General features: G+C 70.5%; 14 protein-coding genes. 10 read left to right on the plus strand and 4 right to left on the minus strand.

Annotated features, from left to right (window positions below; all coding sequences use genetic code 11):
* The first annotated feature begins 8 nt into the window (after positions 1 to 8).
* Together JJL56_RS10410 and JJL56_RS10415 are read left to right on the plus strand one after the other, a co-directional pair.
* Positions 9 to 1,340 carry an ActS/PrrB/RegB family redox-sensitive histidine kinase gene (locus JJL56_RS10410; protein ID WP_145625407.1) on the plus strand — a complete coding sequence of 444 codons (1,332 nt, stop codon included), beginning with the start codon at positions 9 to 11 and terminating at the stop codon, positions 1,338 to 1,340.
* 14 nt (positions 1,341 to 1,354) lie between these two features.
* A complete protein-coding gene (locus tag JJL56_RS10415; RefSeq protein ID WP_014239303.1) occupies positions 1,355 to 1,939 on the plus strand; it encodes an ActR/PrrA/RegA family redox response regulator transcription factor in 585 nt (194 codons plus the stop codon).
* Between the two features lie 77 nt (positions 1,940 to 2,016).
* Here JJL56_RS10415 and JJL56_RS10420 read toward each other — a convergent pair whose 3' ends face one another.
* Both JJL56_RS10420 and JJL56_RS10425 read right to left on the minus strand, forming a co-directional pair.
* Positions 2,017 to 2,208, minus strand: coding sequence for a YgaP family membrane protein (locus tag JJL56_RS10420; protein ID WP_145625410.1), 192 nt, complete (start codon positions 2,206 to 2,208; stop codon positions 2,017 to 2,019).
* A gap of 77 nt (positions 2,209 to 2,285) precedes the next feature.
* Positions 2,286 to 3,002 carry a Crp/Fnr family transcriptional regulator gene (locus JJL56_RS10425; RefSeq protein WP_247891009.1) on the minus strand — a complete coding sequence of 239 codons (717 nt, stop codon included), beginning with the start codon at positions 3,000 to 3,002 and terminating at the stop codon, positions 2,286 to 2,288.
* 203 nt (positions 3,003 to 3,205) lie between these two features.
* On the opposite strand from JJL56_RS10425, the gene JJL56_RS10430 reads away from it, so the two are divergent.
* From JJL56_RS10430 to JJL56_RS10465, 8 genes are all read left to right on the plus strand, one after another.
* Positions 3,206 to 5,479, plus strand: coding sequence for a GumC family protein (locus tag JJL56_RS10430; RefSeq protein WP_200485083.1), 2,274 nt, complete (start codon positions 3,206 to 3,208; stop codon positions 5,477 to 5,479).
* Positions 5,480 to 5,639: 160 nt separating this feature from the next.
* A complete protein-coding gene (locus JJL56_RS10435) occupies positions 5,640 to 7,097 on the plus strand; it encodes a flippase (protein ID WP_200485084.1) in 1,458 nt (485 codons plus the stop codon).
* A gap of 230 nt (positions 7,098 to 7,327) precedes the next feature.
* Positions 7,328 to 8,683: a nucleotide sugar dehydrogenase gene (locus JJL56_RS10440; protein ID WP_200485085.1), complete on the plus strand. Its 1,356-nt coding sequence runs from the start codon at positions 7,328 to 7,330 to the stop codon at positions 8,681 to 8,683.
* Positions 8,684 to 8,735: 52 nt separating this feature from the next.
* On the plus strand, positions 8,736 to 9,737 hold the full coding sequence (locus JJL56_RS10445; protein ID WP_200485086.1) for an NAD-dependent epimerase/dehydratase family protein: 1,002 nt from the start codon (positions 8,736 to 8,738) through the stop codon (positions 9,735 to 9,737).
* 13 nt (positions 9,738 to 9,750) lie between these two features.
* Entirely contained in the window at positions 9,751 to 10,731 is a 981-nt protein-coding gene (locus JJL56_RS10450) for a GDP-L-fucose synthase family protein (protein WP_200485087.1), read from the plus strand.
* A gap of 6 nt (positions 10,732 to 10,737) precedes the next feature.
* The gene (locus tag JJL56_RS10455; RefSeq protein ID WP_200485088.1) at positions 10,738 to 12,009 is read left to right on the plus strand and encodes a glycosyltransferase family 4 protein; all 1,272 of its coding nucleotides are present in this window, start codon (positions 10,738 to 10,740) and stop codon (positions 12,007 to 12,009) included.
* Positions 12,006 to 13,211, plus strand: coding sequence for a glycosyltransferase (locus tag JJL56_RS10460; RefSeq protein WP_200485089.1), 1,206 nt, complete (start codon positions 12,006 to 12,008; stop codon positions 13,209 to 13,211). The genes JJL56_RS10455 and JJL56_RS10460 overlap by 4 nt, the downstream gene beginning before the upstream one ends.
* Positions 13,211 to 14,359, plus strand: coding sequence for a glycosyltransferase family 4 protein (locus tag JJL56_RS10465; RefSeq protein ID WP_200485090.1), 1,149 nt, complete (start codon positions 13,211 to 13,213; stop codon positions 14,357 to 14,359). The genes JJL56_RS10460 and JJL56_RS10465 overlap by 1 nt, the downstream gene beginning before the upstream one ends.
* A gap of 6 nt (positions 14,360 to 14,365) precedes the next feature.
* Here the strand turns inward: JJL56_RS10465 and JJL56_RS10470 are convergent, their stop codons facing one another.
* Positions 14,366 to 14,968: a demethoxyubiquinone hydroxylase family protein gene (locus tag JJL56_RS10470; RefSeq protein WP_247889400.1), complete on the minus strand. Its 603-nt coding sequence runs from the start codon at positions 14,966 to 14,968 to the stop codon at positions 14,366 to 14,368.
* A gap of 4 nt (positions 14,969 to 14,972) precedes the next feature.
* Complete coding sequence (locus tag JJL56_RS10475) at positions 14,973 to 16,925, minus strand: right-handed parallel beta-helix repeat-containing protein (protein WP_200485091.1); 1,953 nt, start codon at positions 16,923 to 16,925, stop codon at positions 14,973 to 14,975.
* Positions 16,926 to 17,099: the final 174 nt, after the last annotated feature.

Below are 17,099 nucleotides of genomic sequence, written 5' to 3' on the forward strand. Positions count from 1 at the left end.
GCCCGCCCATGACCGTGACCGCCGCTTCATCCCTCCGCCACGCCATGACCCACGCCGGCCGGCCGGGGCCGGCCCAGTGGACCAACCTGGACGGGCGCGTCACGCTGCGCACCCTGATCCTGATCCGCTGGATCGCCGTGATCGGGCAGCTCGCCACCGTGGCGACGGTCCAGCTCGTCATGGGCTTCCCCTTGCCGCTGGGGCCGGTGCTGGCGGCCATCGGGGCGTCGGTGCTGCTGAACCTCGTGGCGATGGCCCAGCGCGGCGGGCGGCTGCGGCTGGCCGACCGGGACGCCGCGCTCTATCTCGGCTACGACATGCTGCAGCTCACGCTGCTGCTGTATCTCACCGGCGGCCTCGCCAACCCCTTCGCCATCCTGCTGCTGGCCCCGATGACGGTGGCCGCGGCGATCCTGTCCCGCTACAGCGTGGTTCTGCTGACCGGCCTCAACCTCGTCTGCCTGACGGTGCTGGCGCTGTGGCACTTCCCGCTGCCCTGGCCGGAGCCGATGCCCTCGGTCGCCCCGCTCTACGCCTTCGGCATCTGGCTGTCGCTGTCGGTGTCGGCCGGCTTCATCAGCGGCTACGTCTTCCGCGTGGCCGAGGAGGCGCGGCGCTTCGCCAACGCCCTGTCGGCCTCGCAGGTGGCGCTGGCCCGCGAGCAGCGGCTGTCCTCGCTGGGCGCGCTGGCCGCCGCCGCCGCGCACGAGCTGGGGTCGCCGCTCGGCACCATCGCGGTGGTGGCGAAGGAGCTTCTGCACGACATGCCGCCGGACAGCCCCTACACCGAGGACGTCTCCCTGCTGCAAAGCCAGGTGATGCGCTGCCGCGAGATCCTGGCGGAGCTGGCCCGCAAGCCGGAGGCGGACGGCGGCGACCCGTTCGAGCGCCTGCCCCTGACCGCGCTGGTGGAGGCGGCGGGCGCACCGCACCGGCTGGGCCACATCCAGTTCGCGGTCGAGCGCAGCGACGGCTCCGTGGGGGAGGAGCCGATCGTCCGCCGCAGCCCGGAGATCATCCATGGCCTCGGCAACTTCATCCAGAACGCCCACCAGTTCGCCGATGGGCGGGTGACGGTCGCCGCCTCCTGGGACGCGCGATCCGCCACGGTGGTGGTGATGGACGACGGGCCGGGCTATCCCGCCCATCTGCTGAGCCGCATCGGCGAGCCCTACCTGTCGGCAAGAAGCGAGCGGTCGGGACATATGGGGCTGGGAATCTTTATTGCACAAACGCTGCTAGAGAAAACGGGTGCCCTTGTAGCCTTTAGCAATAACCGTAGCGGCGGCGCGCGAGTTGTCGTACGTTGGGACCGTGGTGTCTTAGAACCAGAGGACTAGTGGTGGATAGCGCGATGACCACGGACGAGAGTCCAACGGGCGAAACCGCCAAGCTGACGTTCACGGGTGACGTTACCCGCAGCCTCCTCATCGTCGACGACGACGCGCCGTTCCGAACCCGCCTCGCGCGCGCCATGGAAAAGCGCGGTTTCAACGTGGTGGCCGTGGACAGCGTGCAACTCGGCATCGACGTCGCCCAGGAATCGGCGCCGGCCTTCGCGGTGGTCGACCTGCGGCTGGCCGACGGCAGCGGCCTGGATGTGGTCAAGACCCTGCGCGACGCCCGCCCCGACGCCCGCATCGTCATGCTGACCGGCTACGGCAACATCGCCACGGCGGTCGCCGCGGTGAAGGCCGGCGCGGTGGACTATCTGCCGAAGCCGGCGGACGCCGACGCCGTGGAATCCGCCCTGCTGGCCGATGGCCGCCCGTTGCCCTCCCCGCCGGAAAACCCCATGTCCGCCGACCGCGTGCGGTGGGAGCACATCCAGCGCGTGTTCGAGCAGTGCGACCGCAACGTTTCCGAAACCGCCCGCCGGCTGAAGATGCACCGCCGCACCCTGCAGCGCATCCTGAACAAGCACGCCCCGCGGGGGTGATGTCGGTCGCCGGACCCTGACAGAGAAAAGGCCCCTTTCCTTGCGGAGAGGGGCCTTTTTCTTTGCCGCGCGGCGGCTCATTTCCTGACGGAGCAGGTCCTGACACCGAACAGGGTGTAGGCCGGGCAGAAGCCGACCACGGCGGTCAGCAGCGGGACGAGGCCGATCCAGCCCCAGGGGGTCTGCGGGCCGACGAAGACGAGGGCGATCAGGACGAGGCCGACGATGGCGCGCAGCGCGCGGTCGATGGTGCCGACGTTGACGGGCATGGGTGCACCTTAGGAATTGAGGTGGGCGGTTGGTGCGCCCATCCAAGCCCCTTTCCTCCCGCCGGTCTGTGACTCCGTCACACGCCGTCCGTGCGCTCCAGCGCCAGCAGCGCGTCGGGATCGCGCACCCCGACGCGGCCGCGCGACAGCTCCACGAAGCCGCGCCGCTCGAACTCCTTCAACTGGCGGCTGACCACCTCCCGCGCCGTGCCCAGCTCGACGGCCAGCGTCTGGTGGGTGGTGTCCAGCCCGCCGCGCGCGTCGCGGTGGTCGACCAGGAAGCGGGCCAGCCGCAGGTCGATGCGCCCGAAGGCCACCTCCTCCACCAGCATCATCATGCCGAGCAGGCGCGTGCCGAAGGAGGCGAAGACGAAGTCGCGGAACACCGCGGACCGCGCCAGCAGCTCATGAAAAGCCCCGGCCCCGAGCGCGATGGCCTCAAGGTCGGTTTCGGCCACCCCCTCGGCGCTGTAGTCGGCGCGCGTCATCAGGCAGGCGGTGGTCAGGATGCAGGTTTCGCCCGCCCCGACGCGGTAGAGAACGATCTCCCGCCCGGTTTCGGCGGTCATCTGGACCCGCACCGTGCCGTCCAGCAGCATGAGAAAATTGTGGCAGAGACTGCCGATGCGGAACAGCACCGTGCCGCGCGGCACCGTCATCCGCACCCCCTGCGCGCGCAGGACGGCCTGCGCGTCGGGCTCCAGGGCGGACAGCGCCGGAAACGCACCCGCCCAGGCAGCGTCAGCCTTTTCAACATGTTGCGGCAGCATGCCCAGCTCCCTTCGATCGACCATGACCATTATCCGCGAAGGGGCTTCACCGGTCCACCCAAAGGACCTCTCCAACCAATGGCGACTCCGGGGAGGGTACCCAAAGAGCGTGTCTTCCCCACCATATGCCCTCCGGGCAGCATGAAACGGCCGGACGGTCGATGGCGTTCTAGGCAATCGTAACGCCCCGAACGGGGTGCCGTTCGGCATGCGAGGAGGAACCCGCTTTGGCCACCCAGGACATTCAGGATCAACCCCAGCGGCGGCAGGCGGCACCGGTCTCAACACCGGTCTCGTTCGACCTGTCCACCGCGGCGGCCAGCGCGGTGCGCCGCACCACCGGCATGCTGCTGCGCCACAAGCTGCTGATCGGGACGGTGATCGTGCTGGGGACGGGCATCGCGGGTCTCGTCGCCCTGCGCATGACGCCGCTCTACACCGCCCAGACCCTGATCATGGTGGAGCACCGCAAGAACCAGGTGATGAACTACCAGGAGGTCGTCTCCGGCCTCTCGACGGAGCTGGGCGCCCTGCAGAGCGAGGTGGCGATCCTGAAATCCCCCGCCTTCGCGGAAAAGGTGGTGAGCAAGCTGGGTCTGATGAACGACCCGGAGTTCAACGCGGCGCTGCGGCCCGAGCAAACGAACTGGTTCTACTACCTGAACCCGAAGAACTGGGTGCCCGACTCCTGGTGGAACAGCGCCCGCGGCGACCGGCCCGAGATCGCGCTGAGCCCGGAGGAGAAGACGGCCAACGAGAAGACCTCGGTCGTCAACAGCTTCATTGAAAATCTGGCGGTGCGCCCGCAGGGCCGCTCCTACGTCATCGCCGTGGATTTCGACAGCGAGGACCCGCGCAAGGCTTCGCTCATCGCCAACACGATCGGCGAGATGTACCTCGTCGACCAGCTCGACGAGAAGTTCAAGGCGGCCAAGCGCGCCACCACCTGGCTGGAGGAGCGCATCACCGAACTGCGCCGCGAGGCCAAGACGACCGGCGAGGCGGCGGAGAAGTACCGTGCCGAAAGCGGCCTGACCAACGCCAACGGCGAAACCACCCTGATCGCCCAGCAGCTGGCCGAGCTGAACACCAGCTACGTCCTGGCCCGCACCAAGCGGCAGGAGGCGGAGTCCAAGCTGCGCGAGGTGACCACCCTGGCGCAGAGCCCGCGCGGCGTGTCGGCCATCGGCGACGTGCTGGGGTCCCCCCTGATCCAGGCGCTGCGCCAGCAGGAGGTCGAGCTTCAGCGCAAGATCGCCGACGCCGCCAACAAGTACGGCGCCCGCCACCCGACGCTGACCGCGCTGCAGAGCGAGTTGCGCGACCTGCAGGGCCAGATCCGGGCCGACGTGGGCCGCATCGTCCAGAACCTGAGCAACGAGGTGGAGGTGGAGCGCGGGCGCGAGGCCGCTTTGAAGACCAACCTCGACCAGCTCCAGGCCCAGCGCAACCAGCAGCAGGAGTCCAACGTGACCCTGCGCACTCTGGAGCGCGACGCCGAAACCTCGCAGACCATGTACGAGGCGATGCTGACCCGCTTCCAGGAGATCGCCGGCCAGACCGACATCCAGCAGCCCGACGCCCGCATCGTGTCGGAGGCGGCGATCCCCCTGAACCCGTCGCAGCCCAACAAGAAGATGATCGTCCTGCTGGCCCTGATCGCCTCGGCCACGCTGGGCGTGCTTCTGGCGATGCTGCGCGAGCAGTCGGAGCGCGGCTTCCGCAGCCCGCACCAGTTCGAATCGGTGACCGGCGTGCGCTCGCTGGGCATCGTCCCGGCGATCGGGCGGCGGCGGCGCGGCACCTCGCCCGCGGCCTACGCCATCGACAAGCCGATGTCGGCCTTCGCCGAGGCGATGCAGAACCTGCGCACCACGCTTCTGCTCGCCAACCCGGACGGCCACCAGCGGGTGATCCTGTTCAGCTCCTCCGTCCCCGGCGAGGGCAAGAGTTCGATCGCCGCGGCCTTCGCGCGGATCTGCGCCAACGCCGGCCAGAAGACGATCATCCTGGACTGCGACATGCGCCGCAAGGGGCTGCACCCGATGCTGGGGCTGGAGAACCGGCACGGCCTGTACGAGGTGCTGTCCGGCGAATGCGCGCCGAACGAGGTGATCCAGACCGACCCGCGCACCGGCCTGCATTTCATCGCGTCGGGCCGCGGCTCCGCCCTGCCGCAGGACATGCTGGGGTCCAGCCGGATGCACCAGCTCATCTCGCGGCTGGCGCTGGAGTATGACCGGGTGATCCTGGACAGCCCGCCGGTGCTGGCGGTGTCGGAGGGCAAGCTGCTGGCGGCGCTGGCCGACCAGACGGTCTTCATCGTGCATTGGGGCAAGACCAAGCGGGAGACCGCGATGGCCGGGCTGAAGGAAATCGTCGAGGCGGGCGGCGAGGTCGTCGGCGTCCTGTTCTCCCAGGTCGATATCCGCCGCCACGCCCAGTACGAGTTCCCGGACAGCGGGCGCTACCACGGCTACCGCCGCTACTACGCGAACTGACGGCGGCGCTTGAGAGAAGCCACTGCTTCGGGCCCCCACCCAACCCTCCCCCGCTTCGCAGGGGAGGGCTTATCTCCTCCCCCTGCGAAGCGGGGGAGGTCGGGAGGGGGGCCCGACATGACACGCCCACACGACACGCCCACACATCCCACGAAGACCCATGACCGCCGGACGACGCATCTTCCTGAACATCCGCGCGCTGGGGCTGGCTCGCATCGCCACGCTGCTGAGCGGGCTGATCACCACGGCCTGGACCGCCCGCGCGCTGGGGCCGGACGGGTTCGGCGTGCTCGGCTTCGGCACCTCGATGCTGGCCTACGCCGCGCTGTTCGTGAATCTGGGCCTGTCCACCTACGCGGTGCGCGAGATCGCCCGCGACCGGGAGAAGGCCCCGGAGACGGTAACCGATCTCGCGGACCACGTGCTGACCCTGCGGATGCTGCTGGCCGTGCTGGTCGGCGGGCTCTACGCCCTGTTCGTGCTCCAGCTCGACAAGCCGTCGCTGGTCAAGGCGGTGCTGCTGGTCCAGGCGGTGCAGTTGCTGGGCAACGCGCTGCTGCTCGACTTCGTCTATCAGGCGACGGAGCGGATGAGCGTCATCGCGGTGCGCGAGATCGGCACGTCGCTCGGCAACATGGTCGCCGTGCTGGCGCTGGTGCGCGGGCCGGACGATCTGGCCATCGCCGCCGGCATCACCGCCATTTCCTTCGTCGTCAACGCCGCCCTGATGCTGGCCCGCTTCAGCCGCGATTTCCGGATGCCGAGGCCGCGGGTGAGCCTCGCCAAGTGGCGGGAGATCCTGAAGGCCTCCGCCCCGATGGCGGTCAGCGTCTTCGCCTGGGCGCTGTTCTCGCACCTGGATCTGGTGATGCTGGGCTTCATGGCACCGCAGACGGAGGTCGGCTGGTACGCCGCGGTGACCAAGCTGCTGGTGCTGTCGCTGACCGCGGGGAACATCATCCTCAGCGCCTTCATGCCGCAGCTCGCCGCCGCCTATGGCGACCGCGAGGCGATGCGGGCGCGGATGCGCGACTACGCCACCACCACCTTGTCCATCGGCGCGCTGATCGCGGCGGGCGGCTTCACCCTGGCGCCGGCCATCCTGGGCACCGTCTTCGGCCCGGCCTACGCGCCCGCCGCCGACACGCTGCGCCTGCTGATGATCGCGGTCGCCATCGTCCACATCAACCTGACCATGGGCAACCCGCTGCTCGTCTGGCACCGCCAGACCGGCTACATGACGGCCATCCTGATCGGCGGGCTGACCAACGCGGCGCTCAACCTGCTGCTGATCCCGCGTTACGGCATCGAGGGGTCCGCCGTGGCGACGATCATCGCGGAGTTGACCGCCATGACCGGCCTCGCCTGGCTGCACCGGCGCGCGGTCGGGCAGCTCTATCTCGGGATCGCCGCGCGGGCGGCGCTGTGCGCCGCGCTCGCCGTGGGGGCCACGCTGGGCTTGACCCACGCGCTGCCGGACCTGATGGCTCCCGCTCATCCCCTGCCCGCGCTGCTGATCGGCGGAAGCGTTCTGGTCGCGGTCTACACGCTGGCGGCGCTGCTCACCGGGCTGGTGCGCCCGTCGCGGCTGCGCCGGCTGATCGCGGCGGCGGCATGATGCGCCAGCCTCATCCCGAATCCCGAAGGACGCCGACCGGACGCACCCTTGTCGCCGGTCCGGGGTACCACGAACAAAACAATGCTCGATCAACGGCATAGCCAATTCACGCCACCCCGAACGGCCGGAACAATGCCGCGTTGCAAGACGTTCGGATTGCGCATGGCGCGGGTGGCGGATGGCGGCGCCTTTGGATGCATGCTCCAATCACTAGGCAGGATCGAAAGACTATGCTCCCAAAGTCCTTTCCCGACCGGAACGTCTGCGTGCTCGGTCTCGGCTATGTCGGGCTGACGCTGGGCGTGGCCATGGCGGACGCGGGGTTCCAGGTGCACGGCGTGGAAGTGCGGGACGAGGTGCTGGACAAGCTGGCCCGCGGCGTCCCCCATTTCCATGAACCGGGTCTCGCCGAGAAGCTGCGTCATGTGATGGAGCGCGGGCGCTTCACCTTCGGCCGCACGCCGGACGGTTGCCGGGACTGCACCGTCTTCATCATCACCGTCGGCACCCCGCTGGACCGCGACGGGCGCGTGCGCACCGACATGATCGAGGCGGCGACCCGCCAGGTGGCCGACCGCATCCACGACGGCGACCTGGTCATCCTGCGCTCCACCGTGAAGCTCGGGACGACCCGCGAGGTGGTGGCGCCGATCCTGCGGCGCACCGGCAAGCGCTTCGACATCGCCTTCTGCCCCGAGCGCACGCTGGAGGGGCAGGCGCTGATCGAGCTGAACCAGCTTCCCCAGATCATCGGCGCGGAAAGCGTCGAGGTGGCGGCCCGCGCCTCGCAGATCTTCGGCATGCTGACCCCGACGACGGTCAAGGTCTCGACGCTGGAGACGGCGGAGATGATCAAGCTGGTGGACAACACCTACCGCGACGTCACCTTCGCCTTCGCCAACGAGATCGCCCGGCTGTGCAACGCCATGGAGGTGTCGGCGCTGGAGGTGTCGCGGGCGGGCAAGCTGGGCTACCCGCGCACGCAGCTTCCGCTGCCCGGCCCGGTCGGCGGCCCCTGCCTGGAGAAGGACCCGCACATCCTGATCGAATCCGCCCGCGAGTTCGGGGTGGACATGGACATCACCGCCGCCGGGCGCCGCATCAACGAAAGCCAGCCGCTCGAGGTGTCGCACTTCCTGGAACGGCTGACCGGCTCCATGCAGGGCTTCCCGCAGGAGCCGACCATCAGCCTGATGGGCCTCGCCTTCAAGGGCCGCCCGGCGACCGACGATCTGCGCGGCACCATGGCCAAGCCGCTGTTCGAGGAACTGCGCACCCGCTTCCCGAAGGCGCGCTGGCGCGGCTTCGACGCGGTGGTGGCGGCGGACGACATCCGCGGCTTCGGGCTGGAGCCGGCCAACAGCATGGCCGAGGCGGTGGACGGCGCCAACCTCGCCGTCATCCTGAACAACCACCCCGTCTTCACCTCGATGCCGCTGCCGGATCTGGCGCGCCGCATGGACCGTCCGGGGGTCATCTACGACTTCTGGAACAACTTCAACAGCCGCGAAGTGGACCTGCCCGAGGGCACGGCCTACGTGGCGCTGGGCAGCCACGGCGCCGCCCGCTTCGCCCATGTCGCTTGAAAGAGCGTCGCGTAAAGAAGCGTCGCTTGACGCTGCCGCCTGAGGAAAAGCAATGCCAAAACACTATCTCGTGACCGGGGGCAGCGGCTTCATCGGTGCCGCCCTGGTGCGCCGTCTGGTGCGCGACGGACACCGCGTGCGCGTTCTCGACGACAACTCCCGCGGCCACCCGCGCCGGCTGGGCGACGCCGCTGAGGCGGTCGAATTCGTGTCCGGCGACATCCGCGACCCGGCGGCGGTGGACAAGGCAGTGCGCGGCGTCGACGGCGTGCTGCATCTGGCCGCCGTCAACGGCACCAAGCACTTCTACGAGAAGCCGGAGGTGGTGCTGGACGTCGGCGTGCGCGGCATGCTGAACGTGCTCGACGCCTGCCGGTCGAACGGGGTGGGCGATCTGGTCGTCGCCTCCTCCTCCGAGGCCTACCAGACCCCGCCGATGGTGCCGACGCCGGAGGACATCCCGCTGGTCGTGCCGGACGTGCTGAACCCGCGCTACAGCTACGGCGGGTCGAAGCTGATCTCGGAGCTGCTCGCGGTCAACTGGGGCCGCACCGGCTTCGACCGCGTCGCCATCTTCCGCCCGCACAACGTCTACGGCCCCGACATGGGGTGGGAGCATGTGGTGCCGGAGTTCGTGCGCCGCGCCGTGGACGCCATCGACCGCAGCCCGGAGGTCCTCGTGCCCTTCCCCATCCAGGGCGACGGCACCCAGACGCGCGCCTTCGTCCACATCGACGACGCGGTGGACGGCATCATGACGGTGATCGAGCGCGGTGAGCATCTCGGCATCTACCACGTCGGCAACCCGGAGGAGATCTCCATCGCCGAGCTCGCCCGGCAGATCGTCGCGGTGCTGGGGCGGGTGGCGGACATCCAGATCGGACCGCCCGCCCCCGGCGGCACCCAGCGGCGCAGCCCCGACATCGCCCGCCTCTCCGCGCTCGGCTACGCGCCGCGCATCCCGTTGAAGGACGGTCTGCCCGGCGTGGTGGACTGGTACGCCGCCCGCAGCCGCGACCAGGGCCGGGCTGGAATCGCCAGCGCCGCGGAATAGGAAAGGCAAGCTCATGGAACGAAACAGCCGCATCTTCGTCGCGGGGCACCGCGGCCTTGTCGGTTCGGCCATCGTCCGCCGTCTGGTGGAGGACGGCTACGACGACCTCGTGCTGCGCGGCCGCGACGAGCTGGACCTGACCGATCAGGCCGCGGTGCGCGCCTTCTTCGACCGGGAAAAGATCGATTACGTGATCCTGGCCGCGGCCAAGGTCGGCGGCATCCTGGCGAACGATCGCTTCGGCGGCGACTTCATCCGCGACAACCTGCTGATCCAGACCAACGTCATCGACGCGGCGTGGCGGGCGGGGGTGAGGAAGTTGCTGTTCCTCGGCTCCTCCTGCCTCTACCCGAAGTTCGCGGAGCAGCCGCTGAAGGAGGAGGCGCTGCTGACCGGCCCGCCGGAGCCGACCAACAAGCCCTACGCCATCGCCAAGATCGCCGGCATCACCCAGTGCCAGGCCTACCGGCGGCAGTACGGCTTCAACGCCATCTGCGCCATGCCGTCGAACCTCTACGGCCCTGGAGACCATTTCGATCCGGAGGGCTCCCACGCCATTCCCGGCATGATCCGGCGCTTCCACGACGCGAAGATGGAGCAGGCGCCCAGCGTCACCCTGTGGGGCACCGGCACGCCGCGGCGCGAGTTCCTCTATGTGGACGACATGGCCGACGCCTGCCTCCACCTGATGGACCATTACGACGGGGAGGACATCATCAACGTCGGCCCCGGCGAGGACATCGCCATCGGCGATCTGGCCCGGCTGATCCGCGCGGTGGTCGGCTACGAGGGCGCGCTGACCCAGGATCTGAGCAAGCCGGACGGCCACCCGCGCAAGCTGATGGACGTGTCGCGCCTGCTCGCCACCGGTTGGCGCCCGAAGGTTGGGCTGGAGGAGGGGCTCAGCCGCACCTACGCGTGGTTCCTGGAAAACGCCGCCCCGCCGGCCCCCCGGCCCGCCATCGGCAACGCCACCGGCGAAGCCGCGGAGTGACCGCCCATGCCCGATGACTCCACATCCCTGCGCGCGCCGGTCTCCGATGGGGCGGCCACTCCGGCCTCCCTCCCGCCGTCGGTCCTGCTCGTGGCGATGAGCTATTGGCCGGAACCCGCCGGCAGCGCGCCGATGATGACCGATCTCGCCACCGCCTTCGCCGCGGCGGGGACGGACATGACCGTGCTGACCGCCCGGCCCAACTATCCAGGCCAGGCCATCTACGACGGCTACGCCGACGGGGCCGAGGACCGCCGTACCGTGAACGGCGTCCGCATCGAGCGGCTGCTCACCATTCCGCCGAAGGGCGGCGGCATGAAGGCCCGGCTGATCCATGAGGGCGTGCTTCATGCCGGCTTCCTGGCGGCCCGCGCCCGCGGGCGCGTCGGGCGGCACAAGGCGGTGCTGTCGCTCTGCCCCTCGATCTTCAGCGTCGCCGTCGCCGACCGCTTCCGGGCGCCGGGCGGGCGGCACATCGCCATCGTGCACGACATCCAGTCGGGCCTTGCCGGCGCGCTGGGCATGGGCGGCGGTGCCGCGCTGAAGGCCATCCAGGCGGTGGAGCGCACCGCGCTGAACCGCGCCGACGGCATCGTCGTGCTGTCGGAGGCGATGGCCGACGTGCTGCGCGACCTCGGCGTGCGGCGGCCGATCACGGTGATCCCGCCCCATGTCGACGCCGAGGCCGTCCGCCCCCTGCCCCGGCCCGAGGGCCAGCCGCCGACCGTGCTCTACAGCGGCGCCTTCGCCCGCAAGCAGGGGCTGGACCAGGTGCTGGAGATGGCCCGCCACCTCCACGCGCTGCGCCCCGACGCCCGCGTGCTGCTGCGCGGCCAAGGCGGGCTGGAGGAGGAGCTGAAGGCCCAGGCCAAGGCGATGGCGCTGCCCAACGTGGAGTTCGCCCCGCTGATCCCCTCCGACCGGCTCGCCGAGGGGCTGGCGGAGGGCGACGTGCATCTGGTGCCGCAGCGTCCGGAAGGGGCGGCCTTCGCCATGCCGGGCAAGGCGGTGACCATCCTGTCCGCCGGGCGGCCCTTCGTCTGCACCTGCCTGCCGGGCTCGGCGCTCGACCGGCTGGGGACGGAGATCGACGCCTTCCTGCGCACCCCGCCCGACGCGCCGGAGGCCATGGCGCAGGCCGTGGCCGACCTGTTGAACGATCCTCCCCGGAGCGCCGCCATGGGCCGCCGGGGCCGCGCCTGGGTGGAGGGCAACGCCAGCCGCAGCGCCGTCCTGGCGCGCTACGCCGCGCTGCTGCTGGGAGACGACGCCGCATGACGAAGCCCGCCCTGGTCTTTTCCTGGGAGATGTTCGGCCCCTACCACATGGACCGGTTGGAGGCGGTGGGCCGTCGGCTCGGCCATCTCTACGACGTGGTCGGTCTGGAGGTCGGGTCGAAGTCCCACACCTACGCCTGGGACTCCACCGGGGAGGGGCAGCAGTTCCGCAAGGTCACGCTGTTCCCCGGACGCTCCAAGGCGGACATCCCGTCCTTCCAGGTCTACCGCGCCCTGCTGCGCGAATGCCGCAAGGCGGGGGCCAGCCACGTCTTCCTCTGCCATTACGAGGAGCCAGACGTCTTCGCCCTGGCGGTGACGATGCGGCTGATGGGCCGGCGCGTCGTCAACATGAACGCCTCAAAGTTCGACGACAAGCCGCGCGTCCTCTGGCGCGAGGCCCTGAAGTCCCTGCTCTACAAGCCCTATCAGGCGGCGATCGGGGGCAGCCACCGCACCGTCGACTACTACCGCTTCCTCGGGCTGCCCAAGGACCGGCTGTTCATCGGCTACGACACCCTGTCGCTGGAGCGGGTGCGCCGGCTGTCCGGCATGACCCCGGCCCCGGACGGTGTGCCCTTCGCGGAGCGGCACTTCACCATCATCGCCCGCTTCGTGCCGAAGAAGAACCTGTTCCGCGCGGTCGAGGCCTACGATCTCTACCGCCGATTGGCGGGAGACGCGGCGCGGCCCCTGCACCTTTGCGGCTCCGGCCCGCTGGAGGCCGACCTGCGGGCGGAGGTCGCCAAGCGCGGGCTGGAGAAGCACATCATTTTCCGCGGCTTCCTCCAGGAGACGGGGATCGCGGAGACGCTGGGCTCCACCCTGTGCCTGCTGCTGCCCTCGTTGGAGGAGCAGTTCGGGCTGGTGGTGAACGAGGCGCTGGCGATGGGCGTGCCGACGATCCTGTCCGACCAGTGCGGCGCCCGCGACGTGCTGATCCGCAGCGGCCTGAACGGCCACATCGTCGAGCCCGACAACCCCGAGGGGCTGGCCCGCCACATGCTGTCCGTCGCGTCCGACGAGGCGGAATGGCGCCGCCTCAGCCTCAACGGGCGTCCCTTCCAGGCGCTGGCCGACGCCGGCTTTTTCGCGGAGGCCGTGGAGAAGGCCCTGCACAGCTTGGGCGCACGCCCGGCGCCGTCCGCACCGGAACGTGCCAACGAAAGCGCCCGCAAGGGCACCCGTGAAAGCGAAGCCTGATGACCGACCGCCGCATCACCCCCCACATCGTCGTCTCGGGCCGCCTTCCCCCGCCCATGGACGGGATGAGCCGGGTCACCGCCCTGGTGCTGGACCGCCTGCGCAACCGTGGCCCGGTGGAGGCCACGGTGGAGGTCGCGGACCTGTCGCCGGGCTGGAACGGCGGCGGCCTGCGCTACCACGCCGCCAAGGCCATGCGCGTGCTGCTGGCGGGCTTGCGTCTGGCGGCCGGGGCGACGATCCCCGGACGGCGCTTCTACATGCCCGTCGATTCGGGGCTGGGGATCTTCTACACGGCGGCGCTGGCCGGAACGGCGCGGTTGTTCGGCTATGAACGGACGCTGCACCACCATTCCTTCGCCACCATCTCCAAGCCGACCTGGCGGATGAGCCTGCTGACCCGCCTTGCCGGCACGGACTGCATGCACGTGCTGCTCTGCCCCGCCATGCAGGCGCGCTTCCAGGCGCTCTACCCGGCGGCGAAGACGGCGATGAGCGTCTCCAACGCCATCTTCACCCCGCCGGTGCCGCGGCCGCGCCACGGCAAATCCGGCCCGCTGCGCATCGGCCATCTGTCCAACCTGTGCACCGAGAAGGGGCTGGACACGCTGTTCACACTGCTGCGCGCCCTGCGGTCGGAGGGGGTGGACGTCACGCTGGTGCTGGCCGGGCCGGGCCTGGGGCGCATGGACAACGCGCTCGTCGCGGCGGGGCTGGCGGCCTTCGACGGCGACGTGGAGTATCGCGGCCCGGTGGACGATGACGCCAAGGCGGCCTTCTACCGCGACATCGACGTCTTCGTCTTCCCCACCCGCTACCGCAACGAGGCGCAGCCGCTGGTGCTGTTCGAGGCGATGGCGGCGGGCGTGCCGGTGCTGGCCTACGACCGCGGCTGCATCGGCAGCGACATCCCCCGCCCCGGCCTCGTCCCGCAGGACCGGGACTTCATCCAGGCGGTTCTGCCGGCGCTGCGCCTGTGGGCCAAGGACCGCGACGCCCTGGCGCTCGCCTCCGAGCAGGCCCACGCCCGCGCCCGCGCCGCCCATGAGGCCGGGCACAGCGGACTCGACGCGCTGCTCGACCGCATCGCCGGTCCATTGCCCGAAGCCGCCGGAACTTCCGTCCGCCCGAAACGCGCCATGGGCTGAGCGCCGTCACACCCAGCGCGCCGCCCTCGCCCCCAGGCGGGACAGGAACACTGCCAGCCCGGCCAGCGCGCGGGCGGTCCAGGGCGGCGCCGGGTCCAGCCGCGTGGCGTCGCGGGCGTGCAAGCTCTCGTCGAGGCGGCAGGCCTCCAGCAAATTCAACAGGTCCGGATCGGGGGCGAGCCGCCGCGCCAGAGCGATCTGCCGGGCGTAGTGCCCATCCACCCACGCCTCGACCCCGGCGACCACCGCGTAGAAATAGGGCGGGCCGAGCCAGGCCGGCAGCGCGCCCATCACCCGGCCCGACCAGCGCCAGAACGCCATCGGCCCGCTGCGCCTCTCCGGCGGCAGCACCGCCTCGAACAGCCGCAGGTGCCGCCGCTCGACCCGGCGGTGGGACGCGGCGAAGCGCAGGACCTCCGGGTCGGTCGTGGCACCGGCGACGCCGTCGTAGAGGGACACCGCCACGGTCTCGCCGACATGGCTGGCGCGCAGCTCGCGCAGGATGCGGGGCGGCAGGGCGGACAGGTCGAGGCGGGGCGGCGCCAGCCCGATGGTGGCGGACGGTGGAGCCTCGGGCGGGGAGTTGGGCGAGGGAATGCGGGTGTCCACGGGCTCAGCGCGCCCCTTCCGGGCCGATACGCGACCAGGGAAGCTCCTGGAAGCCGATCTTCAGGGCGGGGGAGTTCGGGCGCAGGCGGTAGTCGTCCTTCGCCGGGTTCATGAAATAGGGGTCGGGCAGATTGCCTCCTTGAACGGAGCGCGCCTGCGTGCGTTCCGTGGCCGCCCCCGGCGCGCGCAGGCCGCGGCCCGGACGGTCGAAGATGTTGTTTTCCAGCCGGTACTCGCCGCCGGTCAGTGCGGTCACCAGCTGCTCCACCGGAACGCGGGCGTGGATGAGGTTGCGGCTGGCCTCGTTGTCGCGCAGGAAGCCCGCCGTCCCCGCCTTCGGCACCCATTCGAAGCGCAGGAAGCGGTCGCGCTCGTCGGTCAGCACGGCGATGTTGTTCTCCACCCGGTTGCCGTCGCCGCCATGGATGAAGACCGACGCCCAGCCGGTGTCCTCCAGGAAATTGCCCTCCACCCGCACGCCGTTGGTCAGGTCGTCCAGATAGATGCCGAAGCCCTTGTAGCGCGTCATCCAGCGTCCCGCCGCGTCGGTGGCGATCCCGCCGGTCCCCCGGATGTCGTTGAAGCGGATGACCAGCTTGGTGTCGATGTCGCTGCGCCCCAGCGTCTCGATGGCGCCGAGGTCGGCGGTCTCCCGCCCAACGTCGCGGATGCGGTTGTACTCGATCACGTTGTCGGTGTTCTTCGTCTCCGGGTTCCAGTTCTTCATGGAGATGCCGTAGCGGGCGGCGTGCCGGATGTCGTTGTGGGCGATCTGCGTGCGGGTCACCCCGGCCGTCATGATGCCGGCGCTGTAGAGGTTCACCTCGCCGACATGGCGGATGGTGTTGGCGATGATCCGGTTGCCGGCGCTGCCCGGAGTCAGTTCGATCCCGCTGCGCCCCAGATGCTCCAGGCGGTTGCCGCGCACCTCGCTGTCCGCGACGCCGACCAGCAGCACGCCCGTGCCGACGGCGGAGAAGCGGTTGTCGAGGACGCGGTGCCCCGTGCCGCCGGCCAGCCGCACCGCCGCACCGTTGTAAGGCACGTCGGCGAAGGACAGCCCGTCGAGGGTGATGGAGTCCGCCTTCTCCGCCTGGATCAGCGGTGCGGTGCGGGCCACCACCGCCTCGCCGTCGCGGGCGAAGGCCGCCGGGTCGTGGGGGCGGAGCAGCAGGCGCCGGTCCTTGGCGCTCCAGGCGAACTGGCCGGGGAATTTCAGGAAGTCGGGATGGCCGAGCAGGCGGAAGGTGCTGCCGTCGCGGAACGGGTACCAGCCGTCGCGGTCGAGGACCAGCGTGCCGTTGCGGTCGATGCGCTCGATGCCGCGGATGTCGTCGGCCTGCCGCTCGCGGTCGAGCGCCTGGACGCGCACGCCGGGGACCGCCCAGGCCGCCTGGACGGTGCCGGGCGGAAAGCGGAACTGCCGCTTGTCACCGCCGCCCTTGGTCTGCTGGGCGACGAACCAGCCGCTGCGGATCGGGTCCTGCGGGTCGAAGGCGCCGCTCTGCGCCGCGCGCAGCCGCACCCCGCCGGCGGTCACGTCCAGCCCCGGCTCGCGGGCCAGCGGGGCGGAGACGATTCCGTCCCGCTCGGCCTTGAAGCCCGTCACCACCTCCCCGCCCGAGAGGACCGGGGTCTCGCCGGGAAAGGCGGCGATGCGCAGCCCGGAATCCTCCGGCCCCAGCGTCACCGTGTCGGTCAGCCGGTGGGTGCCGCCGCGCAGCAGGATCAGGTGCAGGCCGCGCTTGCGCGCCTCCTCCACCGCGCGGGCCAGCGTGGCGACCGGGCCGTCCCGTCCGTCCGGGGTGGAGGCGGCCACCCGCCCGGACCAGCGGTCGTCGCCCTGGGGGGAGACATGGATCGCCGGCTCCGCCGCGACGGACGGGGTGGGACCAGCCAGCAACAGGACCAGCCACAACAGCCCGCCCGCGAAGAGTCCAGGAATCCGGCGCGTCATATCACCTCCGTTCCGCACCCCAGCGAAACTGGCGGCGGGGGGCGGATGAAGCAAAAGCGCGGACGGGGTGCCACGAAGGCGCTGGGCGGATAGCCCTGACCGGGCGGCCCTCGCCGTCTGCGCTCCCGGACGGGGGGACCCGAGCGGGGCCGGCAGTGTTGCTTCCGGGTGCGC

Source organism: Azospirillum aestuarii (assembly GCF_016632405.1).
Taxonomy (GTDB): domain Bacteria; phylum Pseudomonadota; class Alphaproteobacteria; order Azospirillales; family Azospirillaceae; genus Azospirillum; species Azospirillum aestuarii.

Coding starts and splice junctions, on each gene's coding strand:
- JJL56_RS10410 (WP_145625407.1), top strand. CDS start 9: ATGACCGTGACCGCCGCTTCATCCCTCCGCCACGCCATGACCCACGCC.
- JJL56_RS10415 (WP_014239303.1), top strand. CDS start 1,355: ATGACCACGGACGAGAGTCCAACGGGCGAAACCGCCAAGCTGACGTTC.
- JJL56_RS10420 (WP_145625410.1), bottom strand. CDS start 2,208: ATGCCCGTCAACGTCGGCACCATCGACCGCGCGCTGCGCGCCATCGTC.
- JJL56_RS10425 (WP_247891009.1), bottom strand. CDS start 3,002: ATGGTCGATCGAAGGGAGCTGGGCATGCTGCCGCAACATGTTGAAAAG.
- JJL56_RS10435 (WP_200485084.1), top strand. CDS start 5,640: ATGACCGCCGGACGACGCATCTTCCTGAACATCCGCGCGCTGGGGCTG.
- JJL56_RS10440 (WP_200485085.1), top strand. CDS start 7,328: ATGCTCCCAAAGTCCTTTCCCGACCGGAACGTCTGCGTGCTCGGTCTC.
- JJL56_RS10445 (WP_200485086.1), top strand. CDS start 8,736: ATGCCAAAACACTATCTCGTGACCGGGGGCAGCGGCTTCATCGGTGCC.
- JJL56_RS10450 (WP_200485087.1), top strand. CDS start 9,751: ATGGAACGAAACAGCCGCATCTTCGTCGCGGGGCACCGCGGCCTTGTC.
- JJL56_RS10455 (WP_200485088.1), top strand. CDS start 10,738: ATGCCCGATGACTCCACATCCCTGCGCGCGCCGGTCTCCGATGGGGCG.
- JJL56_RS10460 (WP_200485089.1), top strand. CDS start 12,006: ATGACGAAGCCCGCCCTGGTCTTTTCCTGGGAGATGTTCGGCCCCTAC.
- JJL56_RS10465 (WP_200485090.1), top strand. CDS start 13,211: ATGACCGACCGCCGCATCACCCCCCACATCGTCGTCTCGGGCCGCCTT.
- JJL56_RS10475 (WP_200485091.1), bottom strand. CDS start 16,925: ATGACGCGCCGGATTCCTGGACTCTTCGCGGGCGGGCTGTTGTGGCTG.